General features: G+C 62.6%; 15 protein-coding genes. 4 read left to right on the plus strand and 11 right to left on the minus strand.

Annotated elements, in window-relative coordinates:
• The first annotated feature begins 537 nt into the window (after window positions 1-537).
• Complete coding sequence (locus RN01_RS31685; protein ID WP_017511565.1) at window positions 538-1107, plus strand: hypothetical protein; 570 nt, start codon at window positions 538-540, stop codon at window positions 1105-1107.
• Window positions 1108-1264: 157 nt separating this feature from the next.
• Entirely contained in the window at window positions 1265-1552 is a 288-nt protein-coding gene (locus RN01_RS31690; RefSeq protein WP_024570316.1) for a hypothetical protein, read from the plus strand.
• 278 nt (window positions 1553-1830) lie between these two features.
• Here RN01_RS31690 and RN01_RS31695 read toward each other — a convergent pair whose 3' ends face one another.
• From RN01_RS31695 to RN01_RS31735, 9 genes are all read right to left on the minus strand, one after another.
• Window positions 1831-2310 (minus strand): hypothetical protein, encoded by a 480-nt coding sequence (locus tag RN01_RS31695; protein WP_017515026.1) that lies wholly within the window; start codon window positions 2308-2310, stop codon window positions 1831-1833.
• A gap of 41 nt (window positions 2311-2351) precedes the next feature.
• Window positions 2352-4031 carry an MprA protease, GlyGly-CTERM protein-sorting domain-containing form gene (gene mprA, locus RN01_RS31700; RefSeq protein ID WP_017515027.1) on the minus strand — a complete coding sequence of 560 codons (1680 nt, stop codon included), beginning with the start codon at window positions 4029-4031 and terminating at the stop codon, window positions 2352-2354.
• Between the two features lie 333 nt (window positions 4032-4364).
• Window positions 4365-5402, minus strand: a complete 1038-nt coding sequence (locus RN01_RS31705; RefSeq protein ID WP_051385308.1) for a tripartite tricarboxylate transporter substrate binding protein — start codon at window positions 5400-5402, stop codon at window positions 4365-4367.
• 119 nt (window positions 5403-5521) lie between these two features.
• Window positions 5522-6433 (minus strand): CoA ester lyase, encoded by a 912-nt coding sequence (locus RN01_RS31710; RefSeq protein WP_017515341.1) that lies wholly within the window; start codon window positions 6431-6433, stop codon window positions 5522-5524.
• A 43-nt stretch (window positions 6434-6476) separates the two neighbouring features.
• The gene (locus RN01_RS31715; RefSeq protein WP_017515342.1) at window positions 6477-7718 is read right to left on the minus strand and encodes a CaiB/BaiF CoA-transferase family protein; all 1242 of its coding nucleotides are present in this window, start codon (window positions 7716-7718) and stop codon (window positions 6477-6479) included.
• Window positions 7715-8200 carry a MaoC family dehydratase gene (locus RN01_RS31720; RefSeq protein ID WP_024570314.1) on the minus strand — a complete coding sequence of 162 codons (486 nt, stop codon included), beginning with the start codon at window positions 8198-8200 and terminating at the stop codon, window positions 7715-7717. Before RN01_RS31720 ends, RN01_RS31715 begins: the two co-directional genes overlap by 4 nt.
• Entirely contained in the window at window positions 8197-9435 is a 1239-nt protein-coding gene (locus RN01_RS31725; RefSeq protein ID WP_051385307.1) for an acyl-CoA dehydrogenase family protein, read from the minus strand. Before RN01_RS31725 ends, RN01_RS31720 begins: the two co-directional genes overlap by 4 nt.
• Window positions 9436-9437: 2 nt before the next feature.
• Window positions 9438-9974: a MaoC family dehydratase gene (locus tag RN01_RS31730; RefSeq protein ID WP_017514587.1), complete on the minus strand. Its 537-nt coding sequence runs from the start codon at window positions 9972-9974 to the stop codon at window positions 9438-9440.
• Entirely contained in the window at window positions 9971-11347 is a 1377-nt protein-coding gene (locus tag RN01_RS31735; RefSeq protein WP_223277400.1) for an MmgE/PrpD family protein, read from the minus strand. The genes RN01_RS31730 and RN01_RS31735 overlap by 4 nt, the downstream gene beginning before the upstream one ends.
• Window positions 11348-11590: 243 nt before the next feature.
• On the opposite strand from RN01_RS31735, the gene RN01_RS31740 reads away from it, so the two are divergent.
• A complete protein-coding gene (locus RN01_RS31740; protein WP_197067592.1) occupies window positions 11591-12493 on the plus strand; it encodes a CoA ester lyase in 903 nt (300 codons plus the stop codon).
• Window positions 12494-12521: 28 nt separating this feature from the next.
• On the opposite strand, the gene RN01_RS31745 is transcribed toward RN01_RS31740, so the two are convergent.
• Both RN01_RS31745 and RN01_RS31750 read right to left on the minus strand, forming a co-directional pair.
• Window positions 12522-13259 (minus strand): IclR family transcriptional regulator, encoded by a 738-nt coding sequence (locus tag RN01_RS31745; RefSeq protein WP_024570310.1) that lies wholly within the window; start codon window positions 13257-13259, stop codon window positions 12522-12524.
• 188 nt (window positions 13260-13447) lie between these two features.
• Window positions 13448-15151: an AMP-binding protein gene (locus tag RN01_RS31750; RefSeq protein ID WP_017514897.1), complete on the minus strand. Its 1704-nt coding sequence runs from the start codon at window positions 15149-15151 to the stop codon at window positions 13448-13450.
• Between the two features lie 1208 nt (window positions 15152-16359).
• On the opposite strand from RN01_RS31750, the gene fur reads away from it, so the two are divergent.
• Window positions 16360-16833, plus strand: a complete 474-nt coding sequence (gene fur / locus RN01_RS31755) for a ferric iron uptake transcriptional regulator (protein ID WP_017514899.1) — start codon at window positions 16360-16362, stop codon at window positions 16831-16833.
• The last annotated feature ends 47 nt before the right edge of the window (window positions 16834-16880 follow it).

Below are 16880 nucleotides of genomic sequence, written 5' to 3' on the forward strand. Positions count from 1 at the left end.
TCAGAAGCAACGCAAGCCTGAAATCGCGCCCATAGATGATCCTAGCGGCAGAGTCGAGCTTTCCTCTCGCCTCTGATTGGACCGGTCCCATTCACCTTCACGGACCTATCTGGCGGCGCCTGCTCTCCGGAGCAGGCGCTCACCGGAGCACCCGCCGTCCACGTCCTCGACAAGAGCGATCGTCGCGTCCCGCTTTACTCCAGCTTCGCACTCCAGGCACCGTGGCCATCTCTCGCCGCGCCACGCGGTCACGATCTCTCATCCTTCATTCAAAAATTCACGCGCCCGCTGCGAATTACCGCGCACGTTGGCTGCCTTGTGACAAATTGTGATAGTCCGGACGGCATTCGGAAATGCCGGACATACAATTCGGAATATTCCGAGTCGTAGTCATTTTCCGGACCGACTCATGGCTAGAACAACAATCGGCAATTCGTGTCATTTCATGCGCGAATCACCGTAGATTCCTTGGTTCATCGCCGGCTGTATTTGTTGCCATAAGCCAGGCCACCGCTACCCAAAATTCGGAAACCTATCATGCTTAACCGGTCCGTCCAGGTCGAGCGGGTATCGTGCGCCCGTCTGCCCTTCCTTGCCTATGTACTCGCCATTTTCGCAACGCTCACTGCCATGTGCGGCACACGATCCGCGTCCGCTGCGGACACATGCCAGGATCAAACTACGGACGGCTCTGCGGAAGCTGTCTGCAACTTCCAGAAACAGCTATGGCTCAACCCCGGATTCATCTCGCTCCATTTCACAAAGATCGAGGAACGCAATCCGCTGAATCTGGGATTAGGGGCGGAGTGGCGTCTCACTGAGGAAACGGCGCTTATCGCGGGAACGTACGTTAATAGCGTTCGAAAGCAATCCACCTATGGGGGTGTCAGCTGGCAGCCGCTTACGCTTGGTGTCACACAGCTCGGCGCAGCGGTGGGGTTGATACGCGGCTATCCAAAACTCAACGGGGGCAACTGGGTGCCCATGATCCTGCCAACGCTCAGCGTCGCACACGGTAGATTGGGCGCCAATCTCGTTCTTGTTCCGCCGCTGGGAGACAAGAATGTTGGATCGCTCTCCCTGCAGTTGAAATTCAAGGTCTGGTAGCCGGAAGCCCCCTCGCCAGCCTGCCACGGAGATCATTGGGACATATACGTCAGCACATTGTGAATACTCCGGCATCCTTTCCCGATACGCATTTTTACAATGCAAAGACTTTTCCACTGAATGCATCCCGTCATATGCGCTGGATCAGGAGCATGGAATGACTGCGAGAACCGATCAACGCAGCTTGTACGAAAGGGTTTTCCTGTACCTGAGCCGTCGCCCAGGTCAGCGTTTCGCCGCCTATCAGTTGGCGAGGGCGCTCAATGTACGAATCATCATGATTCTGGACGCCATGGATATCCTTTCCGAGCAAGGGCGAGTGGTTGCCGAACCGCTGTCCCCCCAACATCTTGGATACTTCGCCGTACCTGTGCAAGGCAGCCAAGGCCCGGCACTTGAGTACAAGGGACTAAGCGAGGGACAACCCGCGCGATTGGAGAAGTAGATATGCGGCGGTGTCCGCTGGGAGACGACGGACAACACCGTGAGGATCGAACCTCACGGTGTTGCTGAACGCGGCATGGCCCCCCAAAAAAAGACGCCCACCTTCAAGGTGGGCGTTGCGGGAAAGAGATCGTTGGGGTCAATTCAACAGATCTTCCATCGGATCGGGTAATCAGATGGTGATTCGGAGTATCGCCGTTTGCAGGTAGGCTCTCAATCAGACTCGTCCGATTGACGATATTGAATACTCCGAATTCTCCGCGCGGTTGTTGGCATAGCTCAGCGAACTCTTGACGCGGTCCGCCGCTGTTCCGCCGAAAGCTGCATGCATGCGCTCCAGTACCGGTCGAAGTTGGCAGACTCTGCGATGCCATCATCGACATAACTCAAAGCATGTTTGATATCCGCGATGCTGTCCGCTTGCTGCCAAGGTCTTTCCGTATCCGCAGCCTGCAAACTGATAAAACGTGTTCGAGTTTTCTTGCCAGAGTTGGCCACCGCTAGTACCCACCCACAGACTGCCAGTGCCTCGTCGTGAGCGCCCACACCGCTTGGCGCGAACGCCGTCACGACTCCGGAGAAGCTCGCGGAGCCAGGGTAGCTGAGCCTGGATCGCACATTGGCCTGAGCACGGAGAATGGCACCCGTTTCGATGGCGGATCGCTCCACAATCGAGTCGATGATCATGGAGGCCGAGAAGGCGGGCACTGGAGCGCCCAGTAGCGTAAGCGTGAAAATGGCCTTCTTCACAGGATTCATGATCGATCCTGTAGGCCAAGGCCGGGGCCCGCGCCGGTCCACTACCGCGCCTTGCACGAGCCCTTTGCCTGGCGAACAGTCCGGCGACGCCCAGCAAATCCCGCCACTCCGATCACAAGCAGTGCCACCGCGCTCCACGGGGCGAATGCACCGCCACCTCCACCTCCACCGCTTCCGCTGTTGTCACCGTTACCACTTCCGGATGACGGCGGCGGAGTCGGCGTCGACGGTGGTACCGGCGTTACTGGCGCGCTGGCTGCCGCCAGGGCTCCATCAGCATCAAGCAAGCCTGCGCCACAAGTACCGGCATTGTTGCCGGTGGTGCAATACGTATTGGTTGGATGTGGGCGGGCCGTTGACTTCAGCATGGTAGTAATCTGGGCGGGCGTTAGCGATGGATTGACGGCGAGCATCATCGACACCACACCCGAAACCATGGGCGCAGCGAAGCTCGTGCCTTGAGATCCCAAAGTCACGTAGGTGGTGGGTCCGGCCGCACCGCTATTGCTCAGCGTGAAAATGTACGACTGGCCACTCGCCGCCATGCAAGTAGTCACTCCGCCAGACACACTGACCCTTGAGTTCCCGCAGCCTCCTCCCGGCGCACTGATCGCCACTTCCGGGCCCACATTGGCATAGCTTGCGTTCTCCCCATCATTGGCATGTGCCGTCACCGCGATCACGCCAGCGCAATCCGCCGGCGCCGCGACCGCTCCTGCCGAATTGCCCGTTGCCGCCACCACGACCACGCCAGCGGCATTCAGGTCGTTCACCGTCTGCTGCTCGATGCTTGAGCAGGTACCACCGCCGAGGCTGATGTTGATCACGCGCGCCGGTGTGGGATTCGGCGGCACGTTCGGCACGCTCAGGCCGCCGGCCCAGCGCATGCCGTCTATGGTGTCCGATAGCAGTGCACCGCAGCGACCGGATACCCGCACCGGCTGGATACGCGCATTCCAGTCGACGCCAGCAATGTCCTGCCCATTGTTCGTCATCGCGCCCAGCACACTGGCGACGCGCGTACCGTGCCATGTACTGTTGGAGGGGCCGCTATCGTCACCGCAACTTGTCCCGCTCGGGACATAGTCACCCGGATCTGTCGGGTCCGCATCGCGGCCGTCGCCGTCCTGAGACACACTGGTCGAAGTAATGAAGTCATATCCGGCGACGATGCGACCGACCAGATCTGGATGAGGCAGGTATCCCGAGTCCACTACCGCGACGACGATGCTGGCACTGCCGCGTGAGCGGTCCCAGGCACGAAGCAGGTTGGCGCCGCCCAGCGAGTTGGTCGGCGGGCCCATATAGGGGGATTGATAGCTGAGATCGGGGTCGTTCGGCGTCGTGTCATGCAAGCGCAGCCATCGATCCGGCACGGCATCGGCCACACGCGGGTCGTTGCGTAGACGCATCGCAATTGCCTCGGGTGCTTCACCGTGAGCGTCCTTGACACTCAAGAGTTGCAGCGTGCCGCTCATCGGCCGCTTGACGGACAGACTCAGCCCGATGTTCGACTCGACGCGACGAATGCGCGCGGTGTCAGCCTCTGCATCGACTGCGACGCCATCACGCCATCGCACGATGTAGCTGCCGGTGTAGACGGGAGTGCTTGCGCCGGCTGCGGCCACTGGGGCTGCGACATTCGACAGCAAGACGCCCAAGGCGGTCACAAGTATTGGCAAGACCGACCGGGAGCGGACCTTCGGCAAGATGAGCGGCATCGTGATTCGTGATTCCTGAGGGGGCGCCACGTCAATGCGCTACGCGGACATGGCGCGGCTCACGGCAGGCGACGGTATCGCGCCAGCTTACATAGCCGCCCCGGCGCCTCCTACCGGACCTTTCGGAATCAGGGCGTGGACATTTCCGGCGATGTTGCCGTAGAAAGAAGACCGCCCAGCGAACACTGGGCGGAGAAGGGGAGTTGCGGCGCCAATTGGGGAACTGGCGAGACCGCGTCGTGAACATATCAGACCGGAAATGTCTGGCCGATTTCAACGAGATTACATTTTCGTCAATCGTAAGGGGAACGCTTGCCGCGGACTCACCAAACATCACTCCATCTTCAATCCCACCGCCTTCGTGACGGACTGATAGGTCGGCCAGGAAGCGGCGATAAACTGCCGCAGCGCATCACCGGTCAGGGGCGTGTCCTGGCTGCCGAGTTGTTCCCGCACGTTCTTGACCGCCTCCGATTCCGTCGTCGATTGCCGCACGAGCATCGCGAGCCGGTCGACCACGTCCTTGGGCAATCCGGTAGGGCCTAGCAGCATGTTGCACTCCGCCAGGTTCGCGAAGATCGGATCGTTAATACCTTCGTCCACCCAGGTCGGCACGCCCGGCAGCTTCGAGGAGCGCGGGCCCGAGATGATCAGCAGCGGCTTGAGGCCACCTGCGGCCAGGCCGCCCGACATGCCCAGCAATGATCCCGCGCCGATATCGATGTGGCCAGCCAGCAGGTCACCGATCATGGCGCCTGTGCCCTTGTAGTTGATGATGTCGAGTTGCGCGCCGGTCAGCTTCTTCAGCTGGGTCACCATCAACTGCCATCCCGAGCCGATGCCATAGTTGCCCACGCTGACAGGCCGCTTCTTCGCCAGTGCGATCAACTCCTTGAACGAGTTCGCCGGCAATCCTTTCGTGGCGACCATCACCCCCACGCCAGTGCTGATGGATGCCACGGGTGTGAGGTCGCGCGATGGGTCGATCGGCGGCTTCTTCAGCAGCACAGGTGCCTGCGCCAGTTGGCTGTGCAGGGTGCACAGCAGCGTGTAGCCGTCTGGCTTGGATCGCGCCACGGCTTCGGCAGCGATCATGCCGATGCCGCCAGGCTTGTTCTCCACGACAACCGGCACATTCAGCCTGGATGAAAAAAACTCCGCGAACGCACGCGACGTACTGTCGTTGGAGGAACCCGGCGCTTGCGCGGCGATGATGCGAATTGGGCGCGAGGGCCAGTTGTCCGCGAACGCGCGATTCGGCGATAGCCATGGCAGTGCCGCGGAGGCAGCGGCGGCGCCCAGCAACCGGCGTCGCCGCTCATCGACGACGTCCGTGTGCAGGTCACTGCCTGCACGAGATGGAGTGTGCATGAATAGTCTCCCTGAAACTTCAGCAACTTCAGGTGGGCGCCGGTAGCGATCGATTGACGACACGCCGGCGCTCCTGTCGGCCACGGCGATCTGCCACGGCCAGGCGGGGATGCGGGCGGCTACATGCCGATCAGGTCCGCGCGTTGCACGAGGTTCCTGACAATGCGAACCGAAGCGATGTCGATCATCTTGCCTTCGTACTGAACCGCGCCCAGTCCCTGCGCCAGGGCCTCGTCGTAGGCACGCATCATGTCGCGAGCACGCGCGACGTCGTCGGCGATCGGGGAGAACACCTCTTGCGCAAGCGCCACCTGCGAAGGATGGATCGCCCACTTGCCCACCATGCCAAGGGTCATGGCCCGGCGCGCTTCCTCCCGATACGTTTCGGGGCTGCGGAAATCCGCAAACGGGCCGTCGACGGCGTCCAGCTTGTTCGCCCGCGCGGCGATGGTCAGCCGCTGGCGCTGGTAGTGCCAGATATCGCCGGGATAGCCGCCGCTGCCACCGATATCGCGCATGGACACACCCTGGCTGGCAGAGTAGTCGCCCATGCCGAAGATCAGGCACTCCAGCCGGGGCGTGGAAGCCGCGATGGCCTCCACGTTCATCATCGCTTCCACCTCTTCGATCAGCACATCGATGCCGATACGGTGCGGCAGCCCAAGTTTCTTTTCCATCATCGACAGCAGCTTGTCGACGAACTGCACATCGGCGGCGGACATCGCCTTGGGCAGCATGATCACATCGAGATTGCGGCCGGCGCCTTCCACAACTTCGATGATGTCCTCGTAGGCGTACTCGGTGGTCAGGTCGTTGACCCGCACACAACGCGTGGTACGGCCCCAGTCGAGACCATTGAGCGCATCGATGATCTTGCGCCGGGCCGGACGCTTTTCGCTCGGCGCCACCGCGTCCTCCAGGTCGAGAAAAACAAAGTCCACGCCCATTGCGGCGGCCTTCGTCATCATCTTCTCGCTCGAGCCTGGCACGGATAGCTGGCAGCGGCGGAGTCGCTTGGTTCGTTCCTGCATGATGAGTGTCTCCTGCTAGTGGTAATAGTTTTGTCTTGCGTACCTACTGCACCACGCCGCCCGCGCGCAGCGTGGCGATCTCTCCGGTATCGAAGCCGAGGTCGGCGAGCGTGAAGTCGGTGTGCTCTCCGATCATGGGCGCGCGACGCCGCACGCCGCCCGGCGTCTTGCTCATGCGAACCGGACTGCCGGCGATGGTCAGCCCACGTGCCGCGCCTGGCTGTTCGACCTCGACCAACATCTCTCGGGTGCGGAAGTGCGAGTCGTCGAAGATGTCCGCGGCATCGAAGACCGGGCCGAACGGCACATCCCCTCCGAGCAATTCCGCGAGTGCATGCTTGGTATGAAGTCGGGTCCAGTCGCCGACAGCCTGCTCCACCTCCTGCCGGTGCGACACGCGCAGTTCGTTGCTGGAGAACCGGGGATCGTCGGCCCATGCGGGATTACCCATCCGCTCCACCAGGAGCTTCCAGAAACGATCATTCGGGACGCCCAGGCTCACATAGCCGTCGCTGGCGGGAAAGATCCCGAACGGACAGAGCAATGGGTGACCATTGCCCTCCGGGCCGGGTGCCTCTCCTGTGACGCTGAACTGGAACACCATGCGTTCGCACACGGCCAGCACCGCGTCGGTCATCGCCACATCGACGAACTGGCCACGCCCGGTGCGCTGGGCGTGCCAGCATGCGGCGGTGATGCCGTAGGCCAGGAACATCGCGGGCACGATGTCGCCAACCCCCGGGCCAACCTTGGTGGGTGGCCCACCACGCTGCGGACCCGTGATGCCCATGATGCCGCCCATCGCCTGCGCCACAGGGTCATAGGCCGGCCATCCGGAATACGCGCTCTCGCCGCTGCGCGGATCGCCGAAGCCACGGAGTGCCGCGTAGACCAGCCTGGGATTCTCCCGGGCCAGGCGCTCGTAGCCCAAACCGAAGCGCTCCATCACGCCGGCGCGGTAGTTCTCGACCAGCACGTCCGCGCTGCGCACCAGGCGCAGCAATGTCTCGCGCCCCGCCGGCTGCTTCAGATCGAGCACCAGCGATTCCTTGTTGCGGTTGATGGAACCGAAGTAGGCGCCGAACCCACCCGATTCCATTTTCACCGCACCGTCGAGGTGTGGACCATTGCGCCGGGTGTTGTCGCCGCCCGGCGGCTCGATCTTGATGACGCGCGCGCCCTGGTCGGCCAGCATCATCGAGCAATATGGACCAGCCAGCATCTGCGTCAGGTCCAGCACAAGCAGGCCGTTGAGTGCTCCAGTCGCGCCGGACTCGCCACTCATTTCTCGCCCCAGTGACTCTTGCGTTTGATCAGCGCCTTTCGCTCGGCCTGCACGCACAGCTTGTCGTCCTGATTGATGCCGTAGTGACGAAAGTGAACGATGCCAGCGTCATCGCGATCGGCAGCCTCCCGTCCGACCACCTCGGTGTAGGCGTACAGCGTGTCGCCGTGGAACACTGGGTGGGACAGGCGGATCTTGTCCAGCGTCAGCTCCCTCAGGCACTGCTCGGCAGTGTCCTGCGCGGCCAGGCCCAGCACCATTGACAGGTTGATCCCGCCGAATACCACGCGCTGCGTGAAGATCCCCCCGGCACGCCGCATGGCGTCCTCGTTGAAATGTCCCTCTGCCGTGTTCATGACCATGTTGGTCAGCATGACGTTGTCCATCTCCGTCACCGTCTTGCCACGGGCATGACGGATCAACATGCCGGGCTCGAAGTGTTCGAAGTAACCATCTGGACTGGTGAGCGCCGCGAGTTTCATGCTGCCTCCTTTCCGTGTCGGACCTGACCGCTATAGGCGCGGCTGGCGATCATGGCTTCCACCTCTGATTTGCCGAGCAGGCTGTTGGCAATGATTCGCTGCTGGATCTCCGAAGTTCCCTCGAATATCTTGGTCAGCCGCGCGTCGCGCCAGTAACGCTCCACAGGGAACAGCTTCGTGTAACCCGCGCCACCGAAGATCTGTAGCGCGGTGGACGTCACGCGCTCGGCCATCTCGGAGGCAAAGTACTTCACCATCGACGCCTCCTTGTCGCAGCGCCGCCCACTGTCGATCTCGTTGCAGACGAAGTAGAGCAACTGCCGCGCGGCTTCGATCTCGGTGGCCATGGTGGCGATCTTGAAGCGGATAGCCTGGTATTCGGCGATGGGCATGCCGAACTGGCGACGCTCCAGGGAATAGGCGATCGCGTCTTCCAACGCCCCTTGCGCCAGCCCGATGGCTCGCGCGGCGGTGTGAGCGCGTGCCCCTTCAAGGCCTTTCGCCATGATGAGGAAAGCCTTGCCTTCCGGCCCCATCAGGTTGCGTTTTGGCACGCGCACGCCATCGAGCGCGAGCTCGAAGGTCTTCCAGCCGAAGTACCCGATCTTCGGGATCGGAGAGCCGGTCATCCCCGGCGGAAAGCTTCCACGCGGCTTCTCGATCATGAAGCACGAGATCCCTTCCCAGCGCTTGTCGGACGCCGGCGGCGCGGAGGTGCGCGCGAAGAGGATCAGGTAGTCAGCGCCGTCGGCGAACGTGCACCAGTACTTGTTGCCCGTCAGAACCCACTCATCGCCTTCCAGTACCGCACGGCACGAGATCGAGGCCAGATCGGAGCCCGTGTCCGGCTCGGACAGCGCGCTGGCATTGAGGAACTCGCCGCGCACCACACGGGGCAGGTACGCTTTCCGCATGTCTTCCGGCATCGATTTCATGATCCACCCGCCCTGCGCCCGTGCGACGATCGATGCCACCGACATCCAGCCGCGCGACAACTGCTCGCAGATCAGGCAGTACTCGAAGATGCCGAGCCCCAGGCCACCGTAGGCCTCCGGAATGGTGATGCCGAAGTACCCCATCTCCGCGAGCTTGTCGCGCAGGGACATTGGAATCTCCGCATCCGGGCCGTCCAGCGCATTGGCCACCGGCAACACTTCCTTCATCGTGAACTCACGCGCCGCATCGCGGATCATGCGACGCTCTTCCGTCATATACCCCAGACCATCTCCCGACATGCTTATCCCCTCATCCTGACCAGATTGGATCGTTTGAACTCGACGACTGTTTCGCCTTGCTGATTGGTGCCGTGCGTGTGCCATGTCACGATGCCGTAGCCGGGCCGGTTGCTGGCGGGCCGGCGTGACACGACCTCCGAACTGGCGTAGAGCGTCTCGCCGGGATAGACCGGCTTGAGGTACGCCAACTCATCCACACCCAGAAATGGGCCACCGCCTTCGGACAAGTCTTCCACCGAGAGGCCGAAGACCGTGTTGAACACCAACAGCGGATTGAGCGGCACGCCCGCGTAGCCGTTGGCCTGCGCCACTGCGTCATTGGTGTACTGCGGGTTGTAGTGCAACGTCAGCACCGAAAACATGGTGTTGTCCGCTGCCGTGACGGTGCGGCCCCAGTGGTGCGTAAAGCGCAGGCCTGGCTCGAAGTCCTCGTAGCGGTTACCGCGGACGCGTAGCTGGGCGTCCTGCTTCAGGCGTGCGACAACCGGGTCGACGGGATTTTCAGTCGCGGGGCCGGATTTTGATTGGGTGGAGGTCATTGGATCGCCTCGAACAAGGGTTCAACGGAAGGGAGCCGGTCCAGCGACTCGATCGCGGACACCAGCTTTGCGAATTTCGCCGCGCCCACGCGCGGCACGACGATGGCGCGCGCCTTGTCGACCAGGAGTTGCCACTGCAATGCGAGATCGGTGGCCGGCACCGCGACGTTGGCTTGCGCGCGAATCGTGCGGCCGTCGCGCGTCATGATCTGCACGGTGGCGGTATTACGATCGGGGCCCTGAACCACCTCCAGCGCGATCCGCTTCCGCGCCTTGACGTAACGCGGCGCGCACGCGGTTTCGGGTGAATACAACGCGAGCGAAGCGGTGGGCGCACCATCCATGGCCAGCGCCGCGAGATGCTGGATCGCAAACTTGATCTCCAGGCCGGACTGCGGATTGGCGATGTCGCACACGCCGCGATGTGGGCCGGCCACGAAGATCGTCATTGCCTCCAGTGCGTCCAGATCGATCTGATGCTCACGGCACGCGGCACGCACGGCCTCGATGGTCGAGTGCGTGAGGTAGCAGGAGGCATGGAACTTGAACAGCGTGCGTTCGATGGCCATGCTCGTCCGCCGTTCGAACGCATCCGGAAACACCGGTGCGGCATGTGACTGCGTGCTACCGAAGCCCTGCGAACATTCAATGCCGTTCGGATTGGCGGTAAAACCACGTGCTGCCAGCCGGGCGGCCATCACGCCGTTCATGGCCGCCTTGCCCGCGTGCAGCGGCTTGGCCATCGTGCCGAACATGCACTTGAGCCCGGCGGCCTGCGTCGCGGCCAATCCCAGCGCGTGCGCCGTGGTGGTCGGGTCCAGTCCACCCAGCCTGGCACACGCTGCAGCCGCGCCTAGCGTGCCGGTGGTGCCGGTGGGATGCAGGCCGAGCTGATACTGTTCCGTGCCCACGATCTCACCAATCCTGCTTTCCACTTCGTGCCCCACCACCAGCGCGCGCAGCAGGTCCTTGCCACTGGCGCGGGTGGCCTGCGCCAGTGCCAGCGCCGCGGGCGCCACGGGTACGGTCGGGTGGCCATGCATCGCCGAAGCAACGTCATCGAAGTCGAGGGCGTGGCCGGCGGAGCCATTGATCAGCGCGGCCTGCGCCACCTCCGCGCGGCGCGAACTGCCCAGCAGCGCGCAAGGCAGTGCGGCCGGGCTGGCGTACTCGGCCGTGAGCATTTCCACGAGCGGCTCACTGGCAGCGGCGATGGTGACCGCGACCCAGTCGAGCATGGCATGTCGTGCCCACTCGAAAGCTGGCTCGCCGATCTCCGTATCGTCGACCGTGCTGATCCAGGTGGCCATTGCCTGGGTAAAGCCAGTGCCAGTGCCAGCGGCGGCTTTATCGATGGTGTTGTCAGTTTCCACTCGAAGGCGACCCGTGGTGGCGGGCGCTGGGTTGTTGTCGATGGGCTTGAGTATTGGCAAATGGCCGCAGGCGTTGCATCACATATGTGATGGTTCTGGATTGCGCCGATCCATCACATACGTGATGAGCCACGACGATTTCGCAGCGGAAACTTGCATCAGCGTTCGATTGCGATCGCAAGCCTCGGTACGGCATCCGTGTCATCCTTGATGCCTGCGTCATCCCTCATCACCCACTACCCCATGACCATGAACACCACTACGCCTCGCCGCTCCGTGCTCTACGTGCCCGCGAGCAATCCACGCGCCATCGAAAAAGTCCGCAACCTGCCCTGCGATGTCATCGTGTTCGACCTGGAGGACGCCGTGGCGCCCGCCATGAAGGCCCAGGCCCGCAAGAATCTGATCGCCGCGTTCGCGGCGCAGCCATTTGCAGCGCACGAAACCGTGATACGGGTGAATGCCTTGGGAACGGCCGAGTTCGACGCGGATCTTCGCGCGGCCGCCACGTGCCGCGCGGATGCCGTCTTGTTGCCAAAGGTGGATACCGGTGCCGATCTGGCGGCATTCGCCGCCGCGGTCGGCAAGCTTGTGGACGGCCCCGCGCCCCGGCTGTGGGCCATGATGGAGACCGCCTGCGCCATCCATCATGTCGACGACATTCTGCGTGCCGGCAAGGACAGCCGGGTCTCGCTCGCGTGCCTGGTCGTCGGTACCAACGACATCGCAAAGGAAACCGGCGTCTATCCCGGCGACGACCGCATGTATCTGGTGCCCTGGCTGATGTCCATCGTGCTCGCCGCCAAGCGATATGGCATCGAGGTGCTGGATGGTGTGTGGAACGACTTCGGCGACCGCGCGGGCTTCGACAACGAGGTGCTGCAGTCAGTGCGGATGGGTTTCGACGGCAAGACGCTGATCCACCCTTCGCAAGTCGAGCCCGCCAACCGGGCGTTCACGCCGTCAGACACCGCGATTGCCGATGCGCGCGCGATCGTGGCCGCCTTCGCGCGTCCCGAACACGAAGCGGCGGGTGTCATCAATCTGGATGGACGCATGGTCGAGCGCCTGCATCTGGAGCAAGCGACGCGACTACTGACAAAGCTGGATGCGATTCAGACACGCAGTCAGCAGTTGCCCGGCTAACTGGTTGATTCTTCCCCGACAGCGGCGCTCAGCAGTCCTGCGCCACCGCGAGCACGGCGGCCAGCAGCTTCTTGCGCCGTGCGTGCAGCCGCGCCACCGGGCCGCCGGTGCCGATACCGAGCCACTGTCCACGTATCGGCGTCGCCACAAGCGTGGCGATTACGCCGGCCCCCGGCGAGGCAAGACTGGCCGATTCGTAGTACCCCTGCCGACGTGCCTGCTCGATGGCACGCATGATCTCGGCGGGCCGCACGGCTGACTCGCCAGCAGGAACCTCGGCATTGAATCGGCGCAGCATCCGTCCGATCTGATCGTCTTCCATCCGGCTCATCAGCATGATGCCGATGGCGGTGCGATGCATCGGCCGGATGGTGCCGGACGACACCGACAGGCGCAGCCCCTGGCTGGATTCGATGACGGACAGGTACTGCAGCATGTTGCCGCTCTGTCGCCCCAGCAGCACCGTCTCGCCGGTCTCGCTCGATAGACGCCGCATCGCTTCGTGGACGGAGGCGCCGGCGCCCTGCTTTCGCGTGGTCCAGCCGCACATGAATGCCACCCGGACGGAGGGGCAGTAGCTGCGCATCTGCGCGTCGAACTCCATATAGCCGCGCGCCACCATCGTTCGCAGCAGCATGGAAACACTGGACTGGGGGACGCCAAGGCGCTCGGCAATCTCGCCAACACGCAGCGGCCGGCGCACGCGTTCGAACAACTCCAGCAGGTCGAACACACGATCCGCGGATTTGACCGTCCTGTTATCCATATGAGCGCCCCTGATATCAGCGAGGAGTCAAGTTTAAGCCTGGATCAGGGGTGACGGAACCGGGAAAACCAGACCGCGTCAGCTGTCTGCTGCCAGTGCGGAATCGGGAGCGCGGCTAGCGGAGCGCGGTTCCTGATCCGCCCTCCGCAGGTCTTGCCACGCCATCAGTCAGCATCAGGCAACATCCGTCAACGTAGGTCGGGGAAATCTTCCTCCCAGTATTCACCGGGCATCCTCGACGACTGATCCTCGCGCTCCATCTCGCGGCGGCGGAGGTCAACGCGCCGGATCTTTCCGGAGATCGTCTTGGGTAGCTCGCTGAACTGCAGCCTGCGAATCCGCTTGTACGGGGCAAGCTTCTCTCTCGAAAAGCGGAATACCGCCCTGGCCAGTTCGGGGCCAGCCTCGTAGCCCTGGCGAACCGTGACATAGGCCTTCGGCACATACAGCTTTACCGGGTCCGGGCTCGGCACAACGGCGGCCTCGCCAATGGCCTCGTGTTCGATCAGGACGCTCTCCAGCTCGAATGGACTCAGCCGGTAGTCCGATGCTTTGAAGACATCGTCCGCGCGACCCACGTAGACAAGGTACCCGTCGTCCCGGCGCATCGCGATATCGGACGTGTGATAGAAGCCATTGCGCATGGCTTCCGCAGTCGCCTTCTCGTTGTTCGAGTAGCCCGCCATCAATCCAAGCGGGCGGCTGGCTAGCGAGAGGACAATCTCGCCCTCGTTTGCGGGATGATCATCCGGATCCACCAGATCGACACGGTATCCGGGAAGCGGCCTGCCCATCGAGCCGGGCACGACGGGCTGACCCGGCGGATTGCCGATTTGGCAGGTTGTCTCGGTCTGCCCGAATCCGTCGCGAATGGTGATGCCCCACGCGCTCTGCACCCGCTCGATGATTTCCGGGTTGAGCGGTTCTCCTGCCCCGACGATCTCGCGCAGCTTTACCGCATACGAAGCCAACGGCTCCTGCACAAGCATTCGCCATACCGTGGGCGGGGCGCAGAGCGTAGTGATGTTGCGTTGCACGAGCACGTCCAGCGCATCCCTCGGAACGAAGCGGGCGAAGTTGTAGATGAATACGCACGCCTGGGCATTCCACGGCGCGAAGAAGCAGCTCCATGCGTGCTTGGCCCATCCCGGGGAACTGATGTTCCAGTGAATGTCCCCGGGCTGCAGCCCAATCCAGTACATCGTCGACAAGTGGCCAACGGGATAGCTCTGATGCGTGTGTTCGACCAGCTTTGGTTTCGATGTCGTGCCCGACGTGAAATACAGGAGCAGCAGATCCGTCGCGCGAGTCACCCCGTCCGGGACGAAGGTTGGCGACGCCTGATACGCGTCACCAATGTGATGCCACCCTGCGACGCGCTCGCCCACCGCGATACGGGTGACACTCGCGTCAACGCCTTCGAATTTTCCCAGCTCCGCACCGTCGACCACGACGAACCGCGCCTCGCCGAGTTGCACGCGATCGCGAACATCGTCGGGAGATAGCTGGGTCGTGGCAGGCAACACAACGGCACCGAGCTTCATCGCCGCCAGCATGACGTCCCACAACTCGACCCGATTGGGCAGCATCAGGAGGAGTCGGTCGCCGCGCGAGACACCCAAGCCGCGCAGGTAGTTGGCCATGCGAGAGGAGCGCTCCGACATCTCCCTGAAAGACAATGGCGCGCCTGCATCATCGGGGCTGTCCACAATCCAGAGTGCGGGGTTGTCGTTTCCCCGAGCCATGACGTCGAAGTAGTCGAGCGCCCAGTTGAAATCGCCGAGTTGCGGCCAGGCAAATTCCCCGTATGCGCGATCGTAGTCCGCGCGATGTCGCAGCAGAAAATCCCGTGCGGCGACGAATGCCGCGGCTCCTGAAGCCCCGTCTTTCATCCTTGTCTCCTGGTTGGCGCGATAGAGCGCTCTCGAATGGACAACGAATTACCAATACCTTGAACGGTGCGCGGCATTCGAGCCAACACCCAACTGTACTCCGCCGTCAGGCGTGAGCGGCTGGCAGGAAGTCGCGCTGCAACAACGTTGAAGTATAGGTTCGGGGGTTGGCGCTGGCAGCCGGGGAATACCAGCGTGTCAGGCAGGAATGAACTAGCCAGTGCTGGCTGGCTTCGGCCTCCGACTGCGGTCGCGTCGATGAACTTGGCCCGGGATGCGGCCCAGGGATACGTTCCGTGCAGTGCTGTGGGTCGGCAACGGGACGTCGGCGGCTCTAGAGGAGCCAGCGCAACGGCTCGACGACCACGTGGAACAACTGCGCGAGCACGGAAGTTACCTCGGTGTTCGAGACCTTTGCATAGGCAAAGATAATGACACTGGCGGATATGAGAGCGGCGCAAGCCGATTTGAGATTGTCACCCACAGCGCATCCTACGAATGTCGGGACGACGGCGCACTGCACTTTGCCGCCCCACCGTCAACGCGGATTCGATGGCGGCATGGCAAGCATGCAGAGCTGGCGCTTGCCCAGAGGCCCGGCAAGTATTGCCATTACTACGCTCGTTCGAAGGGCAAGATCTGTGCGCTAGCAGCCAGAAGACTGGATCATGTTCGGTCCGAACTTCTTCGGGCAATCAGGAACGGCACGGCCAGCGGAAATGCCGCAGTGGCGCGAGTGTCGACGACACCCGCTGCTCGATACCTGCCCTACATATCGGACCGCAAGCCCCGATCGAAAAAATATCTTGTAATGAGATCGATTCCCATTTACTATTCGATCACTGTCTGACGCGCGGCAAGTCGCCGGAACCGGACGGTACAAGTTTTCAGAGCGTCGTCTCCGGCCGAAACCAGGCTCGCGACGCCCGACACCGACTTTTGTGGGGACCGCTCCGAAACACGGAGCGTTTGGTAGTAGCCAGTTGCAGGAAGATCGGGAAAACAACCAGACCCCGTTTTCCCGATCGCGTCATCCAGCAACAAGCCAGGCCACCTTTTTATTCCGCGCGCCGTCCAGGCACGGCGCGCCGCCCGGGACGATGCGACACGCGCCGGACCGGGCGTCTTCCGCCTGACCTCTTCTTTCCCGTTCCATTCCAGGCCCTCGCCTGGTTCCATTGCACCGCCCGCCCGCGGGTGAGATCCGCATGATGACCTCCAACGTGAATGCCGATGTAGTCCCACTCAAGCGCGCTGGCCTGAGGGCCACGTCTCCGCGCATGCACGTGCTTGAGGTATTTCGCGCAAGCGAACGCCGCCACCTGAGCGCGGAAGACGTCTATCGGACCATGCTTGAACTGGGCATCGATGCCGGGCTGTCGACGGTCTATCGGGTGCTCAACCAGCTCGTGCAGGCGGACATCCTGTTACGCCACAGCTTTGAATCCGATCATTCTGTCTTCGAACTCAACGAGGGCGGTCATCACGACCATCTGATCTGCCTGGAATGCGGCCGCGTCGAGGAGTTTCGTGACGAGGCAATCGAGCAGCGCCAGAAGCAGGTGGCGGCGCGCAATGATTTCGTGCTGCGCGAGCACATGCTGGTGCTGTATGGGCTCTGCCCCGATTGCCAGCGGTCACGCATTGGGGCGGTGGAAGCAGGCGTCGACGCGGCGCGCTGACGCCCCGGATGTTGCTTACAGAATAGCCAGCTTCCGTTACAAACACG

The sequence above is a fragment of the Cupriavidus sp. SHE genome (assembly GCF_000812445.1).
In the GTDB taxonomy this organism is placed as follows: Bacteria; Pseudomonadota; Gammaproteobacteria; order Burkholderiales; family Burkholderiaceae; genus Cupriavidus; species Cupriavidus metallidurans.

Excerpts from the sequence above, each read along its gene's own strand:
- RN01_RS31685 (WP_017511565.1), top strand. The coding sequence starts at position 538 with ATGCTTAACCGGTCCGTCCAGGTCGAGCGGGTATCGTGCGCCCGTCTG.
- RN01_RS31690 (WP_024570316.1), top strand. The coding sequence starts at position 1,265 with ATGACTGCGAGAACCGATCAACGCAGCTTGTACGAAAGGGTTTTCCTG.
- RN01_RS31695 (WP_017515026.1), bottom strand. The coding sequence starts at position 2,310 with ATGAATCCTGTGAAGAAGGCCATTTTCACGCTTACGCTACTGGGCGCT.
- mprA (WP_017515027.1), bottom strand. The coding sequence starts at position 4,031 with ATGCCGCTCATCTTGCCGAAGGTCCGCTCCCGGTCGGTCTTGCCAATA.
- RN01_RS31705 (WP_051385308.1), bottom strand. The coding sequence starts at position 5,402 with ATGCACACTCCATCTCGTGCAGGCAGTGACCTGCACACGGACGTCGTC.
- RN01_RS31710 (WP_017515341.1), bottom strand. The coding sequence starts at position 6,433 with ATGCAGGAACGAACCAAGCGACTCCGCCGCTGCCAGCTATCCGTGCCA.
- RN01_RS31715 (WP_017515342.1), bottom strand. The coding sequence starts at position 7,718 with ATGAGTGGCGAGTCCGGCGCGACTGGAGCACTCAACGGCCTGCTTGTG.
- RN01_RS31720 (WP_024570314.1), bottom strand. The coding sequence starts at position 8,200 with ATGAAACTCGCGGCGCTCACCAGTCCAGATGGTTACTTCGAACACTTC.
- RN01_RS31725 (WP_051385307.1), bottom strand. The coding sequence starts at position 9,435 with ATGTCGGGAGATGGTCTGGGGTATATGACGGAAGAGCGTCGCATGATC.
- RN01_RS31730 (WP_017514587.1), bottom strand. The coding sequence starts at position 9,974 with ATGACCTCCACCCAATCAAAATCCGGCCCCGCGACTGAAAATCCCGTC.
- RN01_RS31740 (WP_197067592.1), top strand. The coding sequence starts at position 11,591 with ATGACCATGAACACCACTACGCCTCGCCGCTCCGTGCTCTACGTGCCC.
- RN01_RS31745 (WP_024570310.1), bottom strand. The coding sequence starts at position 13,259 with ATGGATAACAGGACGGTCAAATCCGCGGATCGTGTGTTCGACCTGCTG.
- RN01_RS31750 (WP_017514897.1), bottom strand. The coding sequence starts at position 15,151 with ATGAAAGACGGGGCTTCAGGAGCCGCGGCATTCGTCGCCGCACGGGAT.
- fur (WP_017514899.1), top strand. The coding sequence starts at position 16,360 with ATGATGACCTCCAACGTGAATGCCGATGTAGTCCCACTCAAGCGCGCT.